This is a genomic window from Porphyrobacter sp. SLTP, assembly GCF_009905735.1.
Classification (GTDB): Bacteria; Pseudomonadota; Alphaproteobacteria; order Sphingomonadales; family Sphingomonadaceae; genus Erythrobacter.
This window is the reverse complement of record NZ_JAAALE010000003.1, coordinates 132,131-156,583: the sequence shown is the minus strand read 5'-3', so window position 1 is coordinate 156,583 and position 24,453 is coordinate 132,131. Positions and strand designations below refer to the sequence as shown.

Annotated in this window: 21 protein-coding genes and 1 tRNA gene; 9 read left to right on the top strand and 13 right to left on the bottom strand. The window is 64.8% G+C overall.

Annotation, left to right across the window (positions count from 1 at the left end):
• The first annotated feature begins 54 nt into the window (after positions 1 to 54).
• The 4 genes from GVM20_RS03705 to GVM20_RS03690 all read left to right on the top strand — a co-directional run bounded on the left by GVM20_RS03705 (position 55) and on the right by GVM20_RS03690 (position 2,680).
• Positions 55 to 828: a MotA/TolQ/ExbB proton channel family protein gene (locus tag GVM20_RS03705; RefSeq protein ID WP_166545958.1), complete on the top strand. Its 774-nt coding sequence runs from the start codon at positions 55 to 57 to the stop codon at positions 826 to 828.
• 130 nt (positions 829 to 958) lie between these two features.
• Positions 959 to 1,489 carry an ExbD/TolR family protein gene (locus GVM20_RS03700; protein ID WP_199799442.1) on the top strand — a complete coding sequence of 177 codons (531 nt, stop codon included), beginning with the start codon at positions 959 to 961 and terminating at the stop codon, positions 1,487 to 1,489.
• Between the two features lie 29 nt (positions 1,490 to 1,518).
• A complete protein-coding gene (locus GVM20_RS03695) occupies positions 1,519 to 1,950 on the top strand; it encodes an ExbD/TolR family protein (protein ID WP_166545957.1) in 432 nt (143 codons plus the stop codon).
• A gap of 295 nt (positions 1,951 to 2,245) precedes the next feature.
• Complete coding sequence (locus GVM20_RS03690; protein ID WP_234031830.1) at positions 2,246 to 2,680, top strand: ExbD/TolR family protein; 435 nt, start codon at positions 2,246 to 2,248, stop codon at positions 2,678 to 2,680.
• A gap of 21 nt (positions 2,681 to 2,701) precedes the next feature.
• Here the strand turns inward: GVM20_RS03690 and GVM20_RS03685 are convergent, their stop codons facing one another.
• The 5 genes from GVM20_RS03685 to GVM20_RS03665 form a co-directional block, all read right to left on the bottom strand.
• Positions 2,702 to 5,188, bottom strand: coding sequence for a ligase-associated DNA damage response DEXH box helicase (locus GVM20_RS03685; RefSeq protein WP_353653097.1), 2,487 nt, complete (start codon positions 5,186 to 5,188; stop codon positions 2,702 to 2,704).
• Between the two features lies 1 nt (position 5,189).
• On the bottom strand, positions 5,190 to 6,056 hold the full coding sequence (locus tag GVM20_RS03680) for a DUF2059 domain-containing protein (RefSeq protein ID WP_166545956.1): 867 nt from the start codon (positions 6,054 to 6,056) through the stop codon (positions 5,190 to 5,192).
• A 119-nt stretch (positions 6,057 to 6,175) separates the two neighbouring features.
• Complete coding sequence (gene pgmG, locus GVM20_RS03675; protein WP_166545955.1) at positions 6,176 to 7,591, bottom strand: phosphoglucomutase/phosphomannomutase PgmG; 1,416 nt, start codon at positions 7,589 to 7,591, stop codon at positions 6,176 to 6,178.
• A gap of 157 nt (positions 7,592 to 7,748) precedes the next feature.
• A complete protein-coding gene (locus tag GVM20_RS03670) occupies positions 7,749 to 8,063 on the bottom strand; it encodes a J domain-containing protein (protein WP_166545954.1) in 315 nt (104 codons plus the stop codon).
• Complete coding sequence (locus tag GVM20_RS03665; RefSeq protein ID WP_166545953.1) at positions 8,060 to 8,926, bottom strand: division plane positioning ATPase MipZ; 867 nt, start codon at positions 8,924 to 8,926, stop codon at positions 8,060 to 8,062. The genes GVM20_RS03670 and GVM20_RS03665 overlap by 4 nt, the downstream gene beginning before the upstream one ends.
• Before the next feature lie 98 nt (positions 8,927 to 9,024).
• Here GVM20_RS03665 and panC point away from each other — a divergent pair, with 98 nt between their 5' ends.
• Both panC and GVM20_RS03655 read left to right on the top strand, forming a co-directional pair.
• Complete coding sequence (gene panC / locus GVM20_RS03660) at positions 9,025 to 9,900, top strand: pantoate--beta-alanine ligase (protein ID WP_166545952.1); 876 nt, start codon at positions 9,025 to 9,027, stop codon at positions 9,898 to 9,900.
• A 58-nt stretch (positions 9,901 to 9,958) separates the two neighbouring features.
• Positions 9,959 to 10,032, top strand: a tRNA-Gly gene (locus GVM20_RS03655).
• A 179-nt stretch (positions 10,033 to 10,211) separates the two neighbouring features.
• Here the strand turns inward: GVM20_RS03655 and GVM20_RS03650 are convergent.
• From GVM20_RS03650 to GVM20_RS03625, 6 genes are all read right to left on the bottom strand, one after another.
• Positions 10,212 to 10,952 carry a copper resistance CopC family protein gene (locus tag GVM20_RS03650; protein WP_166545951.1) on the bottom strand — a complete coding sequence of 247 codons (741 nt, stop codon included), beginning with the start codon at positions 10,950 to 10,952 and terminating at the stop codon, positions 10,212 to 10,214.
• Between the two features lie 162 nt (positions 10,953 to 11,114).
• Positions 11,115 to 11,984 carry a hypothetical protein gene (locus tag GVM20_RS03645; RefSeq protein WP_166545950.1) on the bottom strand — a complete coding sequence of 290 codons (870 nt, stop codon included), beginning with the start codon at positions 11,982 to 11,984 and terminating at the stop codon, positions 11,115 to 11,117.
• A gap of 116 nt (positions 11,985 to 12,100) precedes the next feature.
• Positions 12,101 to 12,970 carry a hypothetical protein gene (locus tag GVM20_RS03640; RefSeq protein ID WP_166545949.1) on the bottom strand — a complete coding sequence of 290 codons (870 nt, stop codon included), beginning with the start codon at positions 12,968 to 12,970 and terminating at the stop codon, positions 12,101 to 12,103.
• Positions 12,971 to 13,014: 44 nt separating this feature from the next.
• Positions 13,015 to 13,332, bottom strand: a complete 318-nt coding sequence (locus GVM20_RS03635; RefSeq protein WP_166545948.1) for a hypothetical protein — start codon at positions 13,330 to 13,332, stop codon at positions 13,015 to 13,017.
• Positions 13,333 to 13,450: 118 nt separating this feature from the next.
• Positions 13,451 to 14,473: a DUF4424 family protein gene (locus GVM20_RS03630; RefSeq protein WP_166545947.1), complete on the bottom strand. Its 1,023-nt coding sequence runs from the start codon at positions 14,471 to 14,473 to the stop codon at positions 13,451 to 13,453.
• Positions 14,470 to 14,871, bottom strand: a complete 402-nt coding sequence (locus tag GVM20_RS03625) for a lysozyme inhibitor LprI family protein (RefSeq protein ID WP_166545946.1) — start codon at positions 14,869 to 14,871, stop codon at positions 14,470 to 14,472. Before GVM20_RS03625 ends, GVM20_RS03630 begins: the two co-directional genes overlap by 4 nt.
• A 164-nt stretch (positions 14,872 to 15,035) precedes the next feature.
• Between GVM20_RS03625 and GVM20_RS16500 the strand changes: the two genes are divergently transcribed.
• The 3 genes from GVM20_RS16500 to GVM20_RS03610 all read left to right on the top strand — a co-directional run bounded on the left by GVM20_RS16500 (position 15,036) and on the right by GVM20_RS03610 (position 21,238).
• Positions 15,036 to 16,937 carry a sensor histidine kinase gene (locus GVM20_RS16500; RefSeq protein ID WP_166545945.1) on the top strand — a complete coding sequence of 634 codons (1,902 nt, stop codon included), beginning with the start codon at positions 15,036 to 15,038 and terminating at the stop codon, positions 16,935 to 16,937.
• Positions 16,938 to 16,989: 52 nt separating this feature from the next.
• Positions 16,990 to 17,646: a response regulator gene (locus GVM20_RS03615; RefSeq protein WP_166545944.1), complete on the top strand. Its 657-nt coding sequence runs from the start codon at positions 16,990 to 16,992 to the stop codon at positions 17,644 to 17,646.
• A 262-nt stretch (positions 17,647 to 17,908) separates the two neighbouring features.
• Positions 17,909 to 21,238: a S41 family peptidase gene (locus tag GVM20_RS03610; protein ID WP_166545943.1), complete on the top strand. Its 3,330-nt coding sequence runs from the start codon at positions 17,909 to 17,911 to the stop codon at positions 21,236 to 21,238.
• Positions 21,239 to 21,427: 189 nt separating this feature from the next.
• Here GVM20_RS03610 and GVM20_RS03605 read toward each other — a convergent pair whose 3' ends face one another.
• Positions 21,428 to 23,746, bottom strand: coding sequence for a putative bifunctional diguanylate cyclase/phosphodiesterase (locus tag GVM20_RS03605; protein ID WP_166545942.1), 2,319 nt, complete (start codon positions 23,744 to 23,746; stop codon positions 21,428 to 21,430).
• The gene (locus tag GVM20_RS03600) at positions 23,743 to 24,357 is read right to left on the bottom strand and encodes a cupredoxin domain-containing protein (protein ID WP_166545941.1); all 615 of its coding nucleotides are present in this window, start codon (positions 24,355 to 24,357) and stop codon (positions 23,743 to 23,745) included. Before GVM20_RS03600 ends, GVM20_RS03605 begins: the two co-directional genes overlap by 4 nt.
• Positions 24,358 to 24,453 lie beyond the last annotated feature (96 nt).

Here is a 24,453-nt window from a genome sequence, read left to right as displayed (position 1 = left end):
GCATTCGGCACGCGCCGTCTGCCAACGGACAACTTTTCAAAAGGACTTTTCGCAATGAACCTTTACCTTCTCGCCGCCGCCGCTGATGCAGCGCCCGAAAGCAAGTTTGGCTTCGTCGAAGCCATGCGTGAGGGCGGCCCGGTTGCCTGGTCGATCCTCGCCATCATGGTGATCATGTCGGTCGGCTCGTTCTACATCATGTTCACCAAGCTGTTCGAACAGAACAAGGTGATGAAGCAGTACAACGCCGTGCAGACCCAGTTCTGGCGCGCGTCGAGCCTCAAGGAAGGCGCGGCCAAGCTGGACAAGGACGGCCCGTGGCGCCAGCTCGCCGACGATGCGGTGAAGGCCCAGGACGAACACGGCAAGATGACCGACGCTCTGGAATCGCATGACTACATGCATGGTTCGCTGCAGCGTTCGGAAGATTCGATCAACGCGGTGCTCGCGGGCGGCCTGCCGTTCCTCGCCACCGTGGGTGCGACCGCCCCGTTCGTGGGTCTGCTCGGCACCGTGATCGGGATCTACCGCGCGCTGATCAACATCGGCATCGCCGGTAACGCCTCGATCGACAAGGTCGCCGGCCCCGTCGGTGAAGCGCTGATCATGACCGCCATCGGTCTTCTGGTCGCTGTGCCTGCCGTGTTCGCGTTCAACTGGCTGCAGTCGCGCAACCGCAAGATCGCGGCCATGCTCAGCACCTTCTCGACCGATCTGCTGGCCTATATGAACTCGAACGGCGCCGTGAAGCCGGCGGTGGTTGCGGCTGCTCCGGCTGCCAAGCCCGCTGCCAAGCCGGCCGCCAACCCGACGCTCAACAAGTCCTGATCGTCATGGCCGACAGTCGGTGGAAGCGTCCCTCGTGGCCGCTCCCACCACTGCCCGGCTCACGGCCTGCCACGGCCGCGGAACCGGGTAGGCGTTTCAAGTCAATGTTTTGACAGGCTAGGAATTCACAATGGCGATTTCTACGGGAGGCGGGGTCGATACCCCCATGTCCGACATCAACACCACGCCGCTGGTGGACGTGATGCTGGTGCTCCTGATCATCTTCCTCATCGCGGTTCCGGTTGCGATCCAGACTATCGAAAAGCTGGAAATTCCGGTCTTCGAGTCGCTGGAATCGAAGGACAAGGTCGAAAACCTGCTCGTCACCGTCAGCGCGACTGACGATGCTGGTATCAGCGCCGGGCAACCGGGCTTTGCTGGCGCTTCGCGCAATGGCCAATGCCGGGTCTACATCAACAACATCACCCCGGTGACGTCCGATGAGTTGCAGGAGCAGGCGTTCAAGAAGCTTGACGCCATCGTCAAGCGGGCTGGCGGCGCCGAAGCGCTGATGGCCAATCCTGAGGATATCCCGCAGGTTCACATCCGCGGCGACGTCAACGCCCCGTGGCAGTGCGTTGCAGGCACGATCTACAACATCCAGCGCGCCGGCTATCCGGTCGTCGGGTTCATTTCGAACCCCGTCGATCCGAACGGCTGACCTGCCAGCGAACTTAAGGAGTAACTGACATGGGAATGTCTGGAGGCAAGCTTGACGGCGAGCCGATGATGGAAATGAACATGACGCCGCTGATCGACGTTTTGCTCGTTCTGCTGATCATGTTCATCATCACCATCCCGGTGGCGACCCACTCGGTCGACATCGATCTGCCGACGCCGCAACCGCCAACCAATCCGCCGCCGATCGATCCGGTCAAGAACAAGGTGGTGCTGACGGTCAACGACCAGATCCTGTGGAACGGCACCCCGCTGACCGAAGGCGAACTGGTCGCGACGCTGCAACAGAGCCTGACCCTGGCGGTTGAGCCCGAATTGCAGTTCGAGCCGGAGCCGCTGGCCAGCTATGCGCTGTCGGCCCGGGTGTTGAACGACATCAAGGGATCGGGCGTGACCAAGTTCGGCTTCGTCGGCAACGACAAGTATCGCAACTTCGGCAAGTAAGGTCTTGGGCCGGTGGTTGACCGGTCATAGGCCAGTCGTCGCCCGCTCGTGCAGCGGTTAGACAATCATCAAAGGGGGCGCTGCGGCAGGTTCGCGGCGCCCCTTTTGCTTTGGGGGCCCCTCCGCCCGTGGCAATGTTTCACGTGAAACATTTCAGGAACATCGTGTCCGCAGGGAGGATGGGTTGCTGACGCCGTACCGGTACGCGTTAGGCAACCTGTTCTTTTTGCGATATTCTCCGCCCAGTCAGAGCGGGTGCCATCCCGCAGGCCCGCTCTGCATCAGGAGAGCGAACATGCCGCACATCGTGACCCGTGCCAACCTCTACGCCCCCCGCCCCCGCCCGATCAGCGAGATGAATGTCACCCCCTTCATCGACGTGCTGCTGGTGCTGCTGATCGTGATGATCCTCGCCATGCCGGTGCAGGTGAACGTCACCCCGGTCGATCTGCCGGGTGAGCGCCGCGAACCGAGCCTGCCGGTGCTGGATCAGAACACCATCACCATCGATGCGGCGGATCGCCTTGCGTGGAACGGCACGACCGTCTCGGCCGAGGCCCTGCGTGCACAAGTGGCCGCCGCAGCCGCGCTGACAACACCGGCAATACTGCGCTTCGCCCCGGACAAGCAGGCCAGCTACAGCACCGCCGCCCGCACCATCGCTCTGATCCGCGAGGAAGGCGCCAAAGGCTTCACCTTCGTCGGCAATGAACGGTATCAGGATTTCTGAGCCGATTGCGCCGCCGGAGGGCTAATCCCCCTCCAGCGGCAAGTCGAGCCTCATGGCTGCGGCGATCAGCCCCTCGGCCTCCAGCAGCAGTTCATCATCCACCGCCCCCTGCGGCACCGCCTCGCGGCCAATCATCGTCATCACCGGCACCGCCAGCGGGGACACCCGGTCGAGGGTGACGTGGACCAGCTCGCGCTCCGAGCGTTCGAGCAGCGCCGCCAGCCGGCCGACGTCCGTCATCCGCGCCCGCGCATCCGCCCAGGCGGCTTCGATCAGCACGTGATCAGGCTCGTATTTCTTGAGCACATCGTAGATCAGATCGGTCGAGAACGTGACCTGCTTGCCGGTCTTCTTCTGGCCGGGATGCTGGCGCTCGACGAGCCCGCTGATCACCGCGACCTCGCGAAACGCGCGGCGCAGCAGGTGGCTTTCGGTGACCCATTCGACAAACTCATCGGTCAGAATGTCGGGCGAGAGCAAAGGCACCGGATCGGTGACCGGCTTCAATCCCCATACGGCGAGGCAATAGTCGTTCGCCACGAACCCGCCGGGGAGCAGGCCGCGATCCTCCATCCGCCGGGTGATCAGCATCCCGAGGCTCTGGTTCGCGTTCCAGCCCTCGAACGTATAATAGGCGGTGTAATGCTTGCCCCCATGCGGGAAGCTTTCGACCAGCAGTTCCCCCGGCGCGGGCAGGCGCGAGCGATAGTCCTGCATTTCCAGCCATTCGCGCACATCATCGGGGAACTGCCCCCACCCCGCCCTGTCGGAAAGCAGTGCCTGGACGCGGGTGGAAAGGTGCGTGGTGAGCGGCAGGCGCAGCCCGCCGTAGCTCGGGATGGTGGCGGATTTCTTCGCCGCGCGCACCACCACGTCCATGTCCTTCACGCCCTCGACCTCAAGGCTCATGCCCGCAAAGAAGAAGGTGTCGCCGGGGGAAAGCTGGGCAGCAAAGCGTTCCTCGACCTTGCCGAGGCTGCGTCCGTTCTTGAACCGCACGGTGAGCATCTCGCTATCGACGATGATCCCGGCGTTCATCCGGTGGCGTTGCGCCTGATTGGGGTGGGCAAGCCGCCAGGTACCGTCCTTCGCGCGGACGATCCTCTGGAACCGGTCATAGGCCTTCAGGGCATAGCCGCCGTTGGAAACGAAGCTCAGGACGCGGGCGAAGGTCGCCTCTTCCACCCAGCTATAGGCCAAGGCGCTTCTGATCTCGGCCAGCAGCGCGTCTTCGTGGAATGGCGCGGCGCAGGCGCAGGCCATCACGTGCTGGGCGAGCACATCGAGGCTGCCCGGTCGGAACGCCTCGCCATCGCGCTGGCCTTCGTCGACCGCCTGTTTGGCCGCGGTGGCTTCGAGGAATTCGAAGCGGTTGCCCGGCACCAGCACCGCGCGGCTCGGCGTGTCGAGCCGGTGCCCCGCCCGCCCGATCCGTTGCAGCAGGCGCGAGGACCCCTTCGGCGCGCCCATCTGGACGACGAGGTCGATATCCCCCCAGTCGATCCCCAGATCGAGGCTCGCCGTGCACACCAGCGCGCGCAACTCCCCCCGCGCCATCGCCTCCTCCACCTTGCGCCGCGCTTCGGTGCTGAGCGAGCCGTGGTGGATGCCGATGGGGAGGTGATCCTCGTTTTCCTCCCACAGGCATTGGAAGATGAACTCGGCCAGAAAGCGCGTGTTGGTGAAGACCAGCGTGGTGCGGTTGGCCTTGATCGCTGCGTAAAGCTGCGGCACCGCCCAGCGCCCGGCATGGCCGCCCCACGGCACCCGCTCCTCAATGGGGAGCAGGATTTCGACCTCGGGATCGGCCCCCTCCTCGCCGAGCACCAGCGCAGCGGCAGCGATTTCACCAGCGTCGCCAGTTTGCGGAGCGAGCCATTCCTGAAAGTCGCGGGGATTGGCGAGCGTTGCCGATAGCGCGACCCGCTGGGCGTCCGGCGCAAGGGCGTGCAGCCGCGCAAGACTGAGCGCCAGCAGATCGCCGCGCTTGTCGGTGGCGAAGGCGTGAACCTCGTCGATTACGATCCGCTTCAGCCCCGCGAACAGGTCGGCGCTTTCGGGATAGGAGAGCAGCAACGAAAGGCTTTCCGGCGTGGTCAGCAGGATATGCGGCGGGCGTTCGCGCTGGCGCTTCTTGCGGTCGGACGGGGTATCCCCGCTGCGGGTCTCGACCCGGATGGGGAGCCCAATCTCCTCGATCGGCGTCAGCAGGTTGCGCTTCACATCCTGCGCCAGCGCCTTCAACGGCGAGACGTAGAGCGTGTGCAACCCGTCTCCCGGCACCGTCCCGGCCGAGGGCGCAAAGTCGCACAAGGTCGGCAGGAACCCGGCCAGCGTCTTGCCGGCCCCGGTATCGGCGACGAGCAGCGCATGGGCACCCTCGCGCGCCTTGGCCAGCATCTCCCACTGATGCCGCCGCACCCGCCAACCCCGCGCGGCAAACCACCCCGCGATCTCCGGCGGCAGCGGCGGGACGGCGGGGTCGGGCCCAAGGTCGGGCGGGTTCACGTCACTCGTCGGGCTGCTCGGCAGCCGTTGCCATGGCATCGAGCGCGGCGTCATCGCTTTGCCGCACCGCGATGCTCTGTTTGATCTCATCGATGCTGTAGCCGGTCAGCTCGGCGACCTTCGCCTGCTCCGCCGCAGACAGCGCATCGAAGCTGCGTACCGCGGGCAAATCGGCGGTGCGCTCTGCCATGCGCTGCTCCATGCCGCCGAGCATGCCCATCATGGCCGGCATCGCCTCCATCGAGGCTGAGGCGATCCGCGGATCGCTCGCCATCAGGAAGGATTCGCGGGCATATTTGGTCCCCGTCGCCGTGGCGAAGAAGCCGTCGATCTCGGCCAATTCGCTGTCGGTGAAGCGGATCGCGTAAAGCTCCGACATCGCCTTGCGCATGGTCGGCTCCATCGTCGCCATCATGTCGCGCATCATTTCGGGAAACAGCGCCGCCTCGCGCTTCTGACGCTCCTGCCAGGCGGGATCGAACAGGCTGGCAAGCTCACCCGCCTTGGCCTCGTCGAGATCGAGCGCATAGCTCTCCACCCCGATCTGCCGGGCGATGGTGGTTGCGGCGCCGTCAGGACCCAGCTCCATGATCGGGCCAAGAACCCCGCCCATCATCTTGTCGATCATCTCGGCCATTGTGCCTTCGGGCATGATCCGCGCGATCAGACGCTCGGCGGCGGGAAGGCGGGCCTGCTGCTCGGCAGTAAGGGGCTCTGTCGGGAACATGCCGCTCAGCTTCGCCATCGCTTCGCCCATGCCGTCGCTGTCTGCGGTGCTTGCGGCGGCCGCCTCAGGCGCGGTGTCCTGCGCAGCCAGCGCGCCCGGCAGGGCGATCAGAGCAGCGGCGGCCAACATCAGGTGCTTCATCGAATCTCTCCTGTTTCCCGATACATCACTGCCGCACCAGCCCGGCGTGCGCCAGTCCGGCGTCTCATACGCCTCTGAGCATCGCCCTTCCGACCGTGCAAGCGGGCTTCAAAACCACATCAGTGCCCGACCGATTCCCCGCGTTCCAGCCCCGATGCCGCCAGCTGCGCGTCGATCTGCGCGAGCAGGCGTTCGAGCCCCTCGGGCGTCTCGCTCTCCGCGCGGGCGACCAGCACATCCTGCGTGTTCGATGCGCGCAGCAGCCACCAGCCGTCAGCCGTATTGACCCGCACGCCATCGGTGGCGTTGACGCTTTCGACCTCCGGGCCGGGGTTGGTGGTAAGCCGCCCGGCGATTTCGGCCATGGCGGCAAACTTCCGGACTTCATCGACCTGGAACCGCAATTCGGGCGTGTTGAGCATCGGCGGGATCGCCCCGCGCAGTTCCGTCACCGATTTACCGAGCCGGGCCGAGGCCGCGAGCAACCGTATTCCTGCGTAGAGCGCGTCATCAAAGCCGTAATATTCGTCCGCGAAAAATACGTGGCCGCTCATCTCCCCCGCGAGCGGCGCGCCCGTTTCCTTCATTTTGGACTTAATGAGCGAATGGCCCGTCTTCCACATCAAGGGCTCGCCGCCCAGTTCCGCCACCCGGTCAAACAGTGCGCGGCTGGCCTTCACATCGGCGATAATCGTGGATCCGGGCCGTTTCCGCAGCAGATCCTCGGCGTAGATCATCAAGAGCTGATCGCCCCAGATCACCCGGCCTGTGCCGTCGATTGCACCGATCCGGTCGCCATCGCCGTCGAAAGCGACCCCGAAATCGAGGTTCTTGTCCGCGACGAGGGCGCGCAGATCGACCAGATTGGCCTCCACGGTCGGATCGGGATGGTGGTTGGGAAAATGTCCATCAACGTCAGTGAAGAGCAGGTGATGTTCCCCCGGCAGCCGGGCCGCCAGCGCTTCGAGCGCGGGGCCGGCCGCGCCATTCCCGGCATCCCAGCCGACGCGCAGCCCTTCGAGCTTGGCGGGATCGATCCCGGCGAGGCCTTCGAGCAGGCGCTCGACATATTCGTCAAGGATGTCGCGCATCGTGACATTGCCCGTGCCGCAGGCGAACGCCCCGTCTGCTGCCAATTCCCCGAGCTTCTGGATATCGGCGCCGAAGAACGGACGCCCCTGAAACACCATCTTGAAGCCATTGTAATTGGGGGGGTTGTGGCTGCCAGTTATCTGAATGCCGCCATCCACCTCTTCGTCTGACGCTTCGGCGTAATAGAGCATCGGGGTGGCCCCCATGCCGATCCGCACCACATCGCAGCCGCTCGCAGTCAGGCCCTCAACCAGCGCATGTTCGAGCATCGGCGAGCTGACCCGGCCGTCATAACCCACCGCCACGGTGGTGCCGCCGGCTTCGCGCAGCAAGGTGCCGAACGCCCGGCCAATCGCGCGCGCATCATCCGCGCCCAGCGTTTCGCCGATAATCCCGCGAATGTCGTATTCGCGCAGCACGGTCGGGTGAAATTGGTGTTTCATGGCAAGATGTACTCCATTGCCGCTGTGTCAGCGCCACTTAGAATGGCTGCTGCTCGAATTGAAGGCTGTGGTCTCGCGGCATAGCGCGGATTCGTGTCCGATCAACGGATTAGCCAGCACAAATATTCCGGCCAGGCCGGATCAGTGGGGTCGCCGATTAGCGGGGCAGGTCATCGTCCGGCGAAATGGCCGGCGGGTCCGGCAGTTCAGCGAGCAGCAGATCGCGCGCGGCATTGGCTTCCTGCATCGCGGCGGTGGTGCCGCCTTTGTCGGGATGCACCAGCGTGGTCAGGCGGCGGTGCGCGAGGATGATTGCGTCACGATCCGCCCCCGCTTCGACCCCGAGCAGCTTGCGCGCCCGGAAGACGGCCTGACTGCGGGTGGAGGGCGCGCGCAGGAATTCCCACGGCCACTTGCCCAGCGCCCAGCGGCAGAACACGCAAGCGACAACAATCAGCAGAATGTACTTCATGCCATCTCCAGCTCACCCTGCTCACGATCAAAAGCAGGCAGGCTCAGCGCCTTGACCAGCGCGCGCAGTTCCTGCCGCGCGATGAGGTGGCTGGTGCCGAGCTCGCCCAGATGCCCCTTGTCGAGCAGTGTCAGCCCGGACGGGAACAGCTCGCGATAGATCACGCGCTCCGAAAGGCCCTGCGTCACCCGGAAGCCGACCCGCTTGGCCATCTCGCTCAGCGCCTTGTGCAGACGCGCCTGGTTGCGCGCTTCGACGTGGCCGGTGCGGTTCCTGACCACGATCCAGTCCATTTCGGGGCGCTGCTGTTCGATGGTCATGCGGCTGCGCTTCATCCGCGCCTCCCAGATCAGCTCGGCAAAAAAGGACAGCTTCTTGACCTTGAAGGTCTCCGCATCGACCTGCCCGATCAGATCGAAATCGACGAAACTGTCGTTCATCGGCGTGACCAGCGTATCGGCCTGCTCGACCGCAATCCGCGCATAGGGATCATCGCGCCCCGGATTGTCGATGATCAGGAAATCGCAGCTCGCCTCCAACCGCCGGATCATGCCGAGCAGGTCGCCGGTGTTATTGCCGCGAAACACCTCGCAATCGGGGGTCGGCAGCGTGAGCCCGCGCCGTTCGAGCGTAGTCAGCCGGTTCTCGATATAGCGGTGCATGGTGCGTTGCCGCGGATCGAGATCGATCGAAGCCACCCGCGCGCCGAGATAGGACAGCGCGACGGCAACATGGACCGCCGTGGTCGATTTGCCGGTGCCCCCTTTCTCGTTGGCGAACACGATCCGGTGAGCCTGCCCCTTGCGCAGACGGCGGCCCGCGAGCACGGGTTCGGAAGGTTGAGCGCGCGAGGCGGGCGGCATGGTCGGTCTCTTCGCGGGGCCCGAGGGCGGATCGGCTTGAAATGGGACAGCTTGCGCCGCTAGGGCACGAGCGTTGGTGTAGTCTTGGAGGCGCACAGGTGCAAACGGTCAAGTCGCTGCAAATGTTGAGAACCGCTTTGGCACAGTTGCGGGCGTCCGATGGACACGGCGGGGCGACGGTTGCGCTGGTGCCGACCATGGGCGCGCTGCACGAAGGTCACCTCACGCTGGTCCGCCGCGCGCGGGCCGCGGCCGATCATGTGGTCGCCTCGATCTTCGTCAATCCCAAGCAGTTCGGCGTGAACGAGGATCTGGACGCCTATCCCCGCCAACTTGCGCAAGACGCTGCGATGCTGGAGGCCGAAGGTGTCGCCCTGCTGTGGGCGCCGGATGTGGAGGCGATGTATCCCTCCGGCTTCGCCACCAATATCAGCGTTGCCGGCGTCAGCGACGGGCTGTGCGGTGCGGCCCGGCCGGGGCATTTCGACGGCGTCGCGACCGTGGTGTGCAAGCTGTTCAATCAGGTGCAGCCCGACATGGCGTTCTTCGGTGAGAAGGATTTCCAGCAGCTCGCCGTGATCCGCACCATGGCCCGCGACCTCGACCTCACCCGACCGCACGTGGACGCCATCATCGGCGTGCCGACGGTGCGCGAGGCGGACGGCTTGGCGATGAGCAGCCGCAACCGCTATCTTTCGCCCGATGATCGCCGCGCCGCCGCAGCCCTGCCCCGCGCGATGCGGGCCGCCATCACCGCAATCGAACGCGGCGCTGATGTGGCCAACGTGTTGGCGGGATTGCAGGCCGACATCCTCGCGGCAGGCTTCGCCCGCGTCGATTATGCCGCCTTGGCCGACAGCCGCTCACTGGCCCCGCTCAGCGCTTTGGGCCAAACCCCCGCTCGCCTGCTCGTCGCCGCCCGGATCGGCAACACGCGCCTCATCGACAATATGGCCGTGAACGCGCCCGCCTGACGCAGCCCGATATTGACGCACCGCGCTATTCAATGGCATGGGCACCGCCGAAACCCGAGCGGGTATAGCTTAGTGGTAAAGCTCCAGCCTTCCAAGCTGGCTATGCGGGTTCGATTCCCGCTACCCGCTCCATTTCCCCACAATCCCATGAAATAGCTGAAAAAACCGTCTCTGAGCAGGGCGAATTGCGCGCGTGTGGCATCGAGGGTCGGTTGCGTCCGGCGCCGTCAGCGCCTGTGACAGGTAAGGCGACGATCTGAGAGAGTCCACGAAGACGATCGGCCCGACGGTCGCCCAAGCGGGTCACTCGCTCACCGGATGGTGAAGTTGGCCATATCGGTGACGGATGACAGGCTGCCGTCCGGGTTGGTCACGGTGTAGCCATAGGCGACCGAATAGTCGCCCGGCGCGGTGAGCGGCTCGGCCAGCGTGAAACTGAACCGTGTGTCGGTGCGGATCGCGGTTTCGGGGGTCTGATCGTCGATGAAGGACTGGATCGTGGTGATCGCCACTTCATCGCCATTGGCTTCGACCCGTTGCAGATCGAACATCACAAGGTCCGCAGGGCGTTCCAGCTCCAGCGTCAGTTCTGTCAGCGGCGCGGCGATTTCATCGCCCGGGCCCGGTGTGATCGCGACCACTTTGGGCGCGGGGAAGCGGGGTTCGATGGTGAAACTGATGAACCCGTTCAGTGAAGAAATGCCCTTGGTCTTGAGCAGATAGCTGAGGGTGTAGGTGCCGGGCTGGGTCATTGGCTCGGCCAGAGTGAAGGCGAAATCCTTGCCGGTGAGCCTGGGCGTGCCGGGGGCGTAGTCGGTCTGATAGACCGGCACTTCGCGGCCATCGGGCGCGGTGATCGCAACGCTGAACAGCTCGACCTTGGCCGCGAAGGCGAGTGTGACTTCGCTGACCGGCTCGGTGCCGCTGCCATCACGCGCGGGCGACGAGCTGACGAGCAGCGTGGCCGCGTTGCCATCCTGCGCGGCGACGGGTGCCAGCGGGTTCATGGTGGCAGGGACCGCTATCAGCAGAGCGTAGGCGAGCAGACGCATCGGATTTGCCTCTCGAAAGGTGAAAAGGGGGCGCAGAGTCGCGTCCGCGCCCCGAGTTGAACGCGCAGGTCCGGGTCGCAATGAACCAGCGCGCTTCGAGCCCTTCGTGACGATTCCGGCGCCCCGCATGCAAAGGCTCACCCGGAATGGTCGCAAAGTTCTCTAGCAGGTCTTCTTCTTCTTCTTGCCGAGCCCGCCGAGCATCCCGCCCAGCACGGCCCCGGCATCGCCGCCCACGGCGCCGCCGATGGCCGCACCTGTGGCCGAGCCGCTGTCGGTGGTGCATTGCGCGGTCTTTGGGGCAGCGGCGGCCTGATCGTCAGAGGACGCGGCGCCAGACGCGCCATTGGCGCTCGGCGCGGCACCTTCCGGGCCGAAGATCGCAACAATGCCCGGCGTGTTTTTGTAATCCGGCCCCTGATTGCCGCCTTTCCCGTCACGCGGGAACAGGTGGTTCACATCGGCGACCGCTTCCTGTTCGGCCTCGTTCCGGGTGAGCTGGGTGACCTTGGAGGTGCACCACAGGCCCCATTCATCCACCTCGTCGGCAGCGCAGGGCTTGCCCTTCTTGGCGCGGGTCAGGGGCTGCTTTCCGGCGGCGTAATCATATGAGACGCATTCCATCACATCGGGTTCGGAGGTGTGATAGCCGACCGGGCACCGATCGAAGGCACTGGCCTTCTTGATCGAACCATAGGTGGGCGGTGTGTAGACCGCGCCGCTGGAGCTGCTCGACGATGACGAACGCGAAGACTCGTCGTCTTCCTTCACGCAGAAGTTGCTCTGCTGTTCATAGCCGTCCGCGCATCTGGTCGAGCCTTCCTTGGGGTAGGCAGGTTTCGAATCCTTGGTCGGATAGCAATAGAAAGTGGTGTCGGATCCCCGCTTGGACTTCTGCCACCCTTTCGGGCAGCTGCTGTATTCGGGCAATGCCATTTTCGCCACGGTGCCCTGCGCCGCTACCGGGCTGGCGAAGGGAATGGTGGCAAGAGCCATCGCCGCGCTCGCGGCGGCCATGCTGATGATTTTCATGTCAATTCTCTCCTGAAAGCAGGGTCCGTGGGGAGCGCCAGATGGCCAGCCTTGTGACCACCAGCTGGCAAAGCAGCCCCCGGCCGCCCTGCCCGCTCGCTGCGAGGCATCCCGCCTCAGCAGCCCTTCTTTTTCTTCTTCTTGCCGAGCCCGCCGAGCATGCCGCCCAGTGCCGCCCCGGCATCACCGCCCACGGCGCCGCCAATCGCTGCGCCCGTGGCCGAGCCATTATCGGTGGTGCATTGCGCGGTCTGCTGGGTGGCGGGAGCAGCGGCCTGATCGCCGGTGCTGTTGGACGCAGCCGATGCAGACGCAGCGCCGTTCTTCGGGCCATAGGCGGCAACCATCGAGGGATAATCCTCGGTATCGCTGCCTTGCGCGGGGTAGTTCGCGCCATTGGCCGAATAGATCGCATTGAAATCGCGCGTGGCCTCCTGTTCGGCCTGTTCGCGAGTAATGACGTTCGCGTCAGCGGTGCAGTAGAGGCCCCACTCGTCGATCTCGTTGCTGTTGCACGCCCCGTCCTTCACGCGGCTCTTCGGTGCGGGCGAGAGGCGGGTGGTGCAGATCGTCATGTCCGACTTGGAGAAATACCCCAGCGGGCAGCGGTCGAGCTTGTTGGCCTTGGTGATCGTGCCGTAGGATACCAGGCGGTCAGCCGCGGGGCCTTCGTAGCTCGATCCGCCGGATGCCGACGATGACGAAGACTTGGCCACTATCCCCACGCACCAGTTGCCTTCGTCGTCATAGCCCTCGGCGCATCTTACATGAACCTCTCTGGGATAGATCGGCGGCGAGTCCTTCTTCGGATAGCAGTACCAGATGGTGTCAGATCCCCGTTTGGATTTTTGCCACGTTTTCGGGCAGCCACCGTTTTTGGGCTCTGGCTGTTTCGCCACGGCCCCCTGCGCCGCCGCCGGGGCGGGCAGTGCAAAGGCGGCCAAGGCCATCGCCGCGCTGGCGGCGGCCATGCTGATGATTTTCATGGTGTGATACTCCTGAACGTCGAAGGACTGCGGTCAGCGCCGCATCACGGCTTCTTGGTGGAGCACCACAGGCGGTAGACCTCGTAGTACCCGTCCGCGCAGGTTTCCTTTTCCTTCTTGGCGTAGATTTTCGGGGCGAGCGTGCCCATCGGCTCGCACAGCGATGTGTCGCCATCGGGGGTGCGCCAGCCCGAGGGGCAGGCCACCGCGCGGGTCGGCTTTACGATGGTTTCCTTGTTCTGGCCCTGCGCATGGACAGGCGCGCCAAGCCCGGCGAGCGCCAGACTGCCCACCAGCGCGAGGTTGGCGATGCTTAGCGTGCCAGCGATCAGCAGGCGGCTACGGCTCTCATTCTTTGGCATGGTTCATTCCCCCTGTTGCAATCAGACTTGCTGGCAACAGCGGTAGGCGAGCGGTCGGCCGTGCGGCATCCCATGCGCCATGTCTCCCATATCATGGGATGCCGCACGGGGCGGGTGGCTATTGCCCCCCTTCGATCGGCGTAAGCGCCACGAACAGCACGTCGAGATCGCGGTCAGGTTCGTAATCGGTCTTGATCACCTCGAACCGGGTCGGGCTCACCTTCCTCAGCCCATCCATGCACAGGCTGACGAGGCGGTCCGTGTAGCCCTTGTCCACCGTCAGCCGGAACCGCTTGATCGGCCCGCGCCAGTTGGCCCCGGGCGAAAGCGTGTAACCGATCCAGTTTTCGACCGGAAAGACCAGATCGTTCACACTGCCATCGGCACGGTAACGCTTGCGGTCATAGCCGCGCACGAAGGCTTCATCGACGCAGAAGCGGGTGACATATTCGCTATCCGGGTCAAGCGCCTCGCCCCGGATGTCGCGATCGAGCGCGCTGGCAACCGAGCCGCCCTGCATCGGGGTGTAGCGATGCTCGACCGTGATCGGCACGCCCGGCGGGAAGGTCTGGGTGCGCACGAAGCTGGTCTCGACGCTCCAGAACGGGCGGACGCGGCCGGGCTCGTGCTCGTCCATGGCGAGCAGGCCTTCGGCGGTGAGCGCGGATCTTTCCACCTCGGGCAGGGCGTTGATCCGCGCGAGGAAATCGGGGTCTTCCCAGTGGCGCGCCGGCCAGCCAAGGTCCTTGAGCCGCTTGTCGACATCCACGCCTGCAACCTTAGCGATATCGATCCGCATCAGGCCCACCGGCTTGCCATCGACGCGGGTTTCCATGCTGATATCGTTCCAATCGGGATAGGACGCCTCAGTCCAGTCGGGATCGCGCCCCTCCAGCGGCACGGCCGGCAGCGGGAAGGCGACCAGCAGCGTGATCGGCGCCGACGAATGGTTGGTGTAGGTGTAGCGCACCCGCACCAGATCGAGACTGAGGAACAGGTCTTCGGCGTCCATGCTGATCTGATCGTTTTTCTCGAAGATCAGCCCTCCAAACGCAATGTTCGCTTCGGTGTCGTTGCCGAGCGCTGGAGCAGGCGCGGCGGCAAGCGCGGCGGCCAGCGTGATGATTGCGACGCGCATCATTCGCCGCTCCATGCCGAACGGTCGATCCATTCGCCGAGCCGCTGGATGCGCGATTCATAGGCGAAGGCGATGCAGGCCTGCCGCTCGGCCTTGCGCTTCATGCACAGGTTGCGATTGGCAATGAAGGCGCGCTGTTCGCGCAGCAGATTGGCCTGTTCGACCGGCGGGGTCTGGAGCTTGGCGCGCTCGTAGTCGAGGCCCATGGTGCGGTCGAGGATCGACAGCTCGCGGTCCTTGCAGATGACCTGATCGATGGTGCCCTTCCTTGCCTTGGCGCAATCGAAGCTCGGGGCGACATGGCGGGGCGGGATCGCCTGCACCTGCGCCGCACAAGGCGCGAACGCGTTCCCCATCAACGCGCAGGCCAGCGCCAGCCTGCCAATGCCCCTGTGCCCCATTGCTCTTCTCCCCTCGCCGGAATGGCTGAACAACGACCTTAGCCTTGTGTGTCAATCGTGGGCAGCGACTATTTCATGGTGCCATAACGCGGGCCCCCGACCCAATTCGACTCTTTTCAAACCCGTGCGATTGCGGCAACCACGGCCCGCAACCGGGGGGATGTGTGACAGGGAATTTGCTGCGGTTTCGATGGCGTCAGCTGGCGATCTTCATCGCCGCGCTGATTGCGATCCAGCTTGCCTTTTGGCTGGTGATCCAGCCGCTGAGCGGGGCTGACCGCGGGTCGCTACCGGTACAGACGGAGATTGTCGGTGCGTCGATTGCCCGGCTCGACACGCCCAGCTTCGCGGCCGCCGCCGCCGCTGCGCACAAGCCCATCGATCTGCCCTTCACCCATTGCTGCGATACAGCGATCTTCAGCGTGAAGATGCAGTTCAAGCTGGACACAGTCCCCGCCGAGGGCCTCGGCCTCATTTCCACCTTGCAGGTCGACAACTACCGGCTCGCGGTGAATGGATCGACGCTGTTTGCGGAAGGGAGCCTCACGCCCGGCCGTGTGACCTACGATGGGCAGCGCACCTTCCTGACCCGCATACCGGCAGGCGTGCTGCGGACGGGCATCAACGAGTTGCACTACATCACCGTGCGCGATGGCTTTCCCTACACTGATATCCTGCCGCCGCTGATCGCCGATTACGACGCGCTCGACGCTTACAGCGCCACGCGCCTCTACATGATCCGCGATTTCTACATTCCCTGTGCGGCGGTGCTGGGGATGCTCGGGCTGCTGGCGGCGATCATGACCTTCCGGTCGGACGACTGGCGCTTTGCTGCCTGGCTCAGCGCGCTGTGTGCGGGCTTTGTGGCCTATATGGTCTACACCTTGTGGCTCACCCCGCCGCTGGATGGCGCGGGGCGGATGGTGGCCTTCTTCGCGATCTACACCTTCGTGCCGACCGCACTCCTGTGCTTCATCGACAGCTGGACGGGGGCGCCGGTGCGTGGGCTGCAAGCCGGCGCGATGGCGATCTATGCCGGCCTGCTCGCCGTGATCGCATGGCATATCTATGCTGTCCCGATGCCCGAAGGCTATGATCGCCCTGCCACGATGTGGGTCTGGTATCTGATGGGCTTTGCCGTGCTGGCGGCGGGCCGTCTGGTCTGGCACTTTGCGCGCCAGCGGGAGACCCGCTGGATCGAAAGCGCGATGCTGACGGTCCTGACCACCGCGCTGGTGCTAGATGCGCTGTCCCAGTGGTTCCCCGAATGGCGTCTGCGCGAAGGTAACCTGCTCAACGCGGCGCCCTTCCTGCTGCTGGCGATGACGGCGGCGTTCCTTGCGCACAATTTCCGGCTGTTCCAGTCGCAGGGGGCGCTCAACGCGATGTTGCAGGCCAAGGTCACCCAGCGCGAGGCCGAACTGGTCGAAGCCGCGGTGCGCGAACAGGCGCTGGTGCGCGCGCAGGCGCATGACGAGGAACGCCGCCGGATCATGCGCGATCTGCATGATGGGCTTGGCAGCCAGCTGATGACGATGATGCTGACCGCAAGGTTGGGTGAGGCCGATCCGCCCAAGGTCGCCGAAGGGCTGCAAGGCGTGATCGACGAAATGCGCCTGATGGTGGATTCGATGGATTCGGTGGGCGAATCGCTCGAATCCGCCCTCGCCACCTTCCGCGCCCGGATCCAGCCGCGGGTTGAGGCTGCGGGCTTTGCCTTCCATTGGCGACAGGACGAGACACTCCCAGCACCCGATCTTGGCCCGCGCGATGTGTTGCAAGTGTTTCGCATCATGCAGGAAGCGGTCACCAACGCGCTCCGGCATTCGGGCGGCAGCGCGATCGCGGTTGAGGTGGCCGCAGCCGGGGCGGATGGCGTCGCCATCACCATCGCCGACAATGGGAAGGGCGGTGCGCAAAGCGGAGAGGCCGGTCGCGGGCTCGCCAACATGAAGAACCGCGCGCGGGCGCTGGGGGCAGACTATGCGCTCACATCCACCAGTGGCGAAGGCACCCGGGTCACGCTGACCCTGCGCCAGCCCGCGCTTGCCGCGCATCCCATGTAATCGCGCATTTCATGGGATACGCATCGCCAGGTCGTCGCGCTATCATTGCCACATGGTAGCCACCCCATCCGCCCCCGTCCGCATCGCGATCGTCGAGGACGAGCCTGCCGTGCGCCGCTATTTCATGCAGATCATGGCGCAGGCCGAAGGCTATGACGTGGTGGCAATGGCCCCCGATCTCGCAACGGCGCGCGGCCTGATTGCGCTCCAGCCCGATCTGTTCCTGATGGATATCGGTCTGCCTGACGGCAATGGCTATGACCTTGTCCCCGACATCAAGCAGGGATGCAGCGCCAAGGTGCTGATCATCAGTTCCTTCGGCGACCGCGAGACGGTGGTGAGAGCGCTGGCCGCCGGGGCAGATGGCTACCTGCTCAAGGACAGCTCGCCGGCGCAGATCCTTGATGGCATCGCGATCACGCTGGAGGGCGGCGCGCCAGTCAGCCCGGCAGCAGCGGTCTATCTGCTCGATCTCCTCCGCGCGCCCACCTCGCCGCCGCGCGAACCGGTGACAGGCGCAAGCGACGATCGCCTGACCCAGCGCGAAACCGAACTTCTGCGCGCCTTTGCCGAAGGCAAGAGCTACAAGGAAGCCGCACGGGCGCTCGACATTTCGCCCCACACCGTCGGCACCCACGTCAAGGCGATCTACCGCAAGCTTGAGGTCAATTCCCGCAGCGAAGCCATCCGGCAGGCATTCGGAAGCTAGTCGCTGAGGGGCCTTGGCCGACACAGTGCATCATGAGTGCCGCTCACCGGAATGAGCGACATGGGGTCGGTAGCAATCCGCTCACATCAACGCTTCGTGCTATAGGCCATCGCTTGCCGATCATCGGGCCGGATAGGCCAGTTGCCGATAACTGGATGAATCAAGCTTCAGGCAGAGCATTGACTATCTAGCGCCGCAGCGCCTGGGCTGGCACACGATGTGATCGGCAATGGGCGCGCATGGGACGCAGGGGACATACACAATGAGACTATTCGGGGCGTTGATCGCGGGCGTGTGCGCTCTGGCTGTGGTGCCTGCGGCAGCCGAAGAAGGCTTCTACCAATTCCCGGCCGCCCGCGGCGACGTGCTGGTCTTCGCGAGCGAGGGCGACTTGTGGCGCACCGGACGCGGCGGCGGAACGGCTGTGCGCCTGACCAACCACCCCGCCGAGGAGAGCGAAGTCCATATCTCGCCCGACGGCACGATGGTCGCCTTCAGTGCGAGCTATGACAGCGAACGCGATGTCTATGTCATGCCCGTCGCTGGCGGCACACCGCGGCGCCTGACTTTCGAGGGCGGCTTCGTGCAGACCGTCGGCTGGACACCCGATGGCCGCGTGATCTTCGCCTCACGTCTTGCGGGCGGTGGACAGGGCGAGATTCTCTACACCGTCTCGCCGCAAGGCGGGGAGGCGACACCGATCCCGCTTTGGCGCGCCACCGGTGCGACCTTCGGCAGAGACGGGCGCACGCTGTTTTTCTCCCGCCGTGGCCTCTATGCCCGCGCCCGCGACAATGCGGTGCTCTATCGCGGGGGCGGGATGGAGCAATTGTGGCGCTGGACGATGAATTCGGACGCCGAGGCCGAGCGCCTGCTCGCTGATTTCGGCGCGCCGATCCGACAACCGATGGCATCGGGCGGGCGCATCTGGTTTCTGTCCGACAAGAGCGGCAAGGACGCCTTGTGGTCGGCTGCCGAGGACGGCAGCGATGTCCGGCAGGTTTCGCCCGACCTGCTCTTCCCGGTGCTTCAGGCAAGCATCGACGGCAACGAAGCCTTCCTTCAGAACGGTGCCGACCTGCACGTCGTCTCGCTGGCGACCGGTGCGGTCCGCAAGCTTTCCATCGACCTCGTCACCGACCGCGAGCAGACGCGCGCCCGCGCGCTTGGCGAACCGCTCAAGCAGCTTGAGGCGGCGCGCATCTCGCCCTCTGGTGAGACGGTCGCGGTCACCGCGCGCGGACGGGTCGCGCTCGCTGCGCCCAAGCAGCTGCGCCGTGTCGAATTCGCTGTCCCGATGGAGTCGCGCGCCCGGCAGGCGGTGCTGGGACCGAAGGACGGCAAGGCCTTCATGATCCTCGACCAGGGGGATCGCGGCGATATCTTCGCGATGGCAGCCGACGGGACCGGCGCGCCGGTTGCCATCACAAAGGGTTATGACGCGCATATCTGGTCCTTCGCGGTGGCGCCCGACGGGAAGACGTTGGTGGTCTGGGACAAGCTTGCGCGGCTCCAGAAGGTCGATGTCGCGACCGGACGCGTCACCCTGCTGGCAAAGAACGCCACCGGCGACGATGCTCCATTCCGCGATCTCGCCTTCTCGCCCGACGGCAAAATGATCGCCTATGCCGAGACATCCTCCGCAAACGGCGGCAACACTTCGGACCTTTACATCCAGAACCTCGCGACCGGCGAGCGGGTCAAGGCGACCTCTGGCAAGTACAACGATTACGCCCCGGCCTTCGCGCATGACGGGGCGTGGCTCTATTTCCTGTCGGACCGCAACTTCGAACCCACGCCCGGCAGCCCGTGGGGCGACCGCAACATGGGCGTCGCCTTCCCCGACCGCGGCGAGATCTATGCCCTCCAGCTCGACCCCAAAGCGAAGTTCCGCTTCCGTGAGGACAACGAGCTCACGATGAGCGACGAGGATCGCGAGAAGCGCGAGGCCGAAGCGGTCGAGGCGGTGGCCGATAAGGGCAAGGACAAGGACGAGAAGGCGAAGACGGCCGAAAAGCCCGTTACCATGATTCTCGCCGGAATTGCCGAGCGCCTCTACAAGGTTCCCGCCAAGCCCGGTGTCGGCGGGCAACTCTTCGCCAACGAGAAGTTCCTCTACACCCGCCGCGGTGAGGACGTGGTCGCGATTGCCATCGACAAGAGCGATGCGAAGGAGGAGGTCTTCGCCAAGGGCGCGCTCGACTTCGCGCTCGCTGCTGACGGCAAGACCGCGATGGTCGCCTCCGGTTCTCCGGCCAAGCCGGCGCTGGCACTGGTTCCTGCCGAGGCCAAGATGCCCGAAAAGCTCGCGCCGCACCTGCTAAGGCTCGACGACTGGCGGCTGATCGTCGATCCCAAGGCCGAATGGCGGCAGATGTTCGTCGATGCCTGGCGGATGCACCGCGACTTTGCCTATGATCCGGAGCTTCGCGGGGTCAACTGGAACGCGGTGCGTGCCGCCCATGAACCGATGCTCGATCGGATCGGCCACCGGGCGGAACTCAACTCCATCCTCGGGTTGATGGCCGCTCAGCTCGGCATCCTCCACAGCCAGGTGCGCGCCGGGGACCTGCCAGGCGACAGCGAGAATCCCGAGATGGCGTTCCTCGGCGCAAGCTACACCCCGGTCGCACAGGGCCTCCGCATCGACCGGATCCTTCGCTCCGAGGACGATCTCGTCTCTCTCCGACCGACGTTGCGCCGTCCTGGCGTCGACGTGCGCGAAGGTGACGTGATCCGCTTGGTCGATGGCCGTCCGGTCGCTTCGGTCGCCGACCTGCAACTCGCGCTATCGGGCAAGGCCGGGCAGCAGGTGCGGCTCGACCTTTCCCGCGGCACGCGCACTTTCAGCACCATCGTCGAACCGATGACGCTACAGGGCATCCAGACCGCCAGCTACCTCGATCATGTCGAGCTCAAGCGCGCTGCCACAGCGGAGCTATCCGATGGACAGATCGGTTATGTCAGCTTGCGCGCCATGGGTTCGGACGATGTTGCCAGCTTCGCGCGCGACTGGTTTCCGCAGCTCGGCAAGCAGGGGCTGATCATCGACGTGCGAAACAACAACGGTGGGAACATCGACAGCATCGTGGTGGACATGCTGATGCGCCGTGCCTGGGCATTCTGGGCACGGCCCGACGGCACCGGCATCCCCACCACGAACATGCAGAACGCTTATCGCGGCCATGTCGCCGTGCTGATCGACGAGCGCACCTATTCGGACGGCGAGACCTTTGCGGGCGCGGTCAAGGCGCTGGGGCTCGCCCCGCTGATCGGACAGCGCACGGCCGGAGCGGGCATCTGGCTGTCGGATCGCAACCGCCTTGCCGACAATGGTGGGGTGCGGATCGCCGAAAACCCGCAATATAGTCTCGACGGGCGCTGGATCGTTGAGGGCTACGGCATCGCGCCGGATTACGAGATCGACAATCCGCCTGCTGCGAGCTTCAAGGGTGAAGATGCGCAATTGAGCGCCGCCGTTTCTCTTCTGAAGGAAAAGATCGCGCGTGAACCCATGCCGGCGCTGGTGCCGCAGCCCTTGCCGGGGCTCGGCACGCCGGGAGGCGACGTCTCACCGCTTCCGCAGAGGTGACCCTTCGCAACTGGCTCAACGCCTTGACGATGCACGAAGGGAACAGAAGCTCCTGATCAGGCGGCGACTTGCCTGCTGGACTGGACGGGCCGTCTACGCTCGCTGATTGGGGTGGCGCCGAGAGTTGAACCGGTTACCGGGCCAAGCTGGCTGCGTGATCCCGGGCGACGGACCCGACCTGCTGCGCTCTCATGCCTGCAATTGGCGCTGATACCCTGCCCCGTCGCGCAGCAACCCGGCGACCGCATTGGCCGCCACCGGCCGCGAGAACAGGTAGCCCTGAATGTTCTGGCAACCCTCGCGTTCGAGCACTTCGTATTGCGCGATATCCTCCACGCCTTCCGCCAGCGTCTCCATCCCCAGCGCATTCGCCAGCGTGGTGATCGCCCGGATCATCGCGTGGCCGTTGCTGCTGGTGCCCAGATCTTCAACGAAGCTCTTGTCGATCTTGACCTTGTCGAACGGGAAGGAGCGCAGATAGCTCAGCGAGGAATAGCCCGTCCCGAAATCGTCGAGCGCGATCTTTACGCCCAGATTGCGCAAGGAATGCAGCGTCGCCAGCGTCGCATCGACATCGGCGATGAAGATGCTTTCGGTGATCTCCAGCTCCAGCCGCTGCGGCGGCAACCCGCTGGCTGACAGGGCGGACAGCACGGTGCTGGCAATGCCGGTTGCGGCGAACTGCTTGGGAGACACATTGACCGCGACGGAGACGTCGGCTGGCCAAATGCTCGCCTGATGGCAAGCCTCGCGCAGCACCCATTCGCCGATCGGGATGATCAGGCCGGTTTCTTCGGCCAGCGGAATGAACTCGGCCGGATTGACGCGCCCGCGCGTGGGATGGTTCCAGCGGATTAGCGCCTCGAACCCGGTCAGGCGGCGTTCGGCGAGGCTGTAGAGCGGCTGGAAATTGAGCTCGAACCCGCCCTCCTTGATCGCGGCGCGCAGGTCGAGCTCCAACTGGCGGCGCTGTCTTGCGGCTTCATCCAAGGCGGGCTCGAAGAAGTGGTAGGTCGACTTACCCTCGTGCTTGGCGCGGTAGAGCGCGAGGTCAGCGTTCTTCATTAGCGTGTTGCCGTCCTCGCCATCACCGGGCGCCATTGCGATCCCGATGCTGGCTCCGCAGGAGACCTGCTGGTCGTTGATCGACAGCGGCCGGTCAAAGCAGCGCTGCAAGGCATCGGCAATATTGCCAAGGCTCGCCTTGTCGTCGATCCCGTCGATCAGGATCGCAAATTCATCGCCCCCCAGTCGCGCAAGCAGCGCATCAGGCAAGTCTTCGCGCAGTTGATCAGCAATGATCCGCAGCAAGGCATCGCCCGCCGGATGGCCGAGCGTGTCGTTGACCATCTTGAAGTCATCAAGGTCGACATAGGCGACCATCACCTGCTCCCCCACCCGGCGACGCGACAGGGTGTTGGCGAGCTGTTCGGTGAACAGCTTGCGGTTGGGAAGGCCAGTCAGGCCGTCATGCAGGCCGACATGGATGATCTGGCGCTCCCGCTCCTCGATCGCGGCGACCATCTGGTTGAAGCTCTCTGCCAGTCGCCCGATTTCGTCATCGGTCTCGACCTTGAGGCTGACTTCGCGGCCTTCGCCGATCAGGCGGGTCGCCTCATCCAGCTGCTGGAGCGGCTCGGTCACGCTGCGGGCGACCTTCCAGCTCAAGCCCAGCACCAGCACGATCCCGCCGCTCGCCAGAATGATCAGCCACGCCTTGAGACTGGCGTAGGCCGCAAGCGATTCCGCCAGCGAGTGGCGCAGAACCAGCCGCGGGGCGATGCCATCTTGCAGCACGGCAAGATCGGAAACGTGGTAGAGGAAGCGGCTTTGTTCCTCGCGCTCGAACACCGCATCGGCGCTGGCCTCGCGCAGCCAAGCGGGCTGGCGCGCGGCATCGACCACCGAGGCTTCGACAGAAATCGGCGCCAGTTCGACCAGCCGGTCAAGCTCATCACGGTCAAGCGGCTGGGCGATAACCAGCCAGCCAATCAGATCGGGCGCTTCGACCGGCGCGGCGGCGGCGAGCGCAAAGCCCTGCTCTGACCGGATGATCCCGCGCTTGCCGCCCTTGTCGAGCTGCGTCCACAGCGTCTCGGGCGCAGGCACGCCGGTTGCATCGGCGGCGAGCACCTCGCCTTCGAGTGTCAGGACGAATGCCATGTCGCTGCGCACCCGGCTTTCGAGACTGGTCAGCGCGCTGGCGATAGTCGGCGCATCGCCGGTCGCCACCGCCTCGCGGAAGCCAAAATCATGTGCGAGGACATTGGCCTGGTCGCCCATCTGGCGAGCGCGCGCGGCAAGGATTTCGTCGAACACGCGGGCATTGGCAGCAAGGTCACGCGCCGCACTCGCCTCGCCGAAGCGCGCCAGGGCGCCCACCGCCAGCGTAACGACCAGTCCCAACACCAGCGCAAAGAGCGCCGCGTAGAGCAGCGCAATGCGCGTGCTTAAGGTGCCGAAGCACAAGGTCGTCAGTCGCGCGAGCATGTCCTGTGCCCTGCTCATCGCACCGCCACCTTGAGCTTCTGGCTCTGCGCACCTCCGGTGATGGTAATCGCCGACTTGCTCTCCCCCGTGGGTGAGCGCAGTTGCGGATGCCAAATGGTCAGCCTAGCCGGGCCGCTCGCCATGCCGGACAGCGTGACATAGCCGTTGTGATCAGTTTTCGCCGCATAGGGCGTGTCGGTCACGCGGATATAGCCGCGCATCTGATCGTGGATGTTGCAGCCCAGCTTGACGCTGCCGGTGATAGGGAAGCTCTGGGTGCGAGTCTGGTCGCGGCCGTAAAGATCAATCTCGAACCGGGCGGGCTTGGAGAAGCTGTAGATCGAGTGGCGAACATTATCGAGATTCGGAAAGGCCACTGTGCTGCCCTTGGCGACCACCAATGTGCCGGGAGTGAATTGCTGATTCTTCTGCGCGATGCCCATTTTCCAAGCGAAGCGGATTGGCCCAGGCACGCCTTTGGCGCTGTGTAGCTCGACCACCGCATCGCGCACAGGCAAGCCTGCCTCATCAACCACTTGCACCCGCAAGCTAGCGGGCGTCGCAGCCTGAACCAGGGCCGCACCGCCAGCCAGACTGACGGCGGTGACAAGACTGGTAGCGAGGGCCATCAGGGCGGAGCGGGGTGAGAAAGAAGATCGCATAACAGGCGGCCCCATTAAGGGCCCATCCCTTAAGAAAGCTTCGCCGTTTGGTTTAGGCGGCGT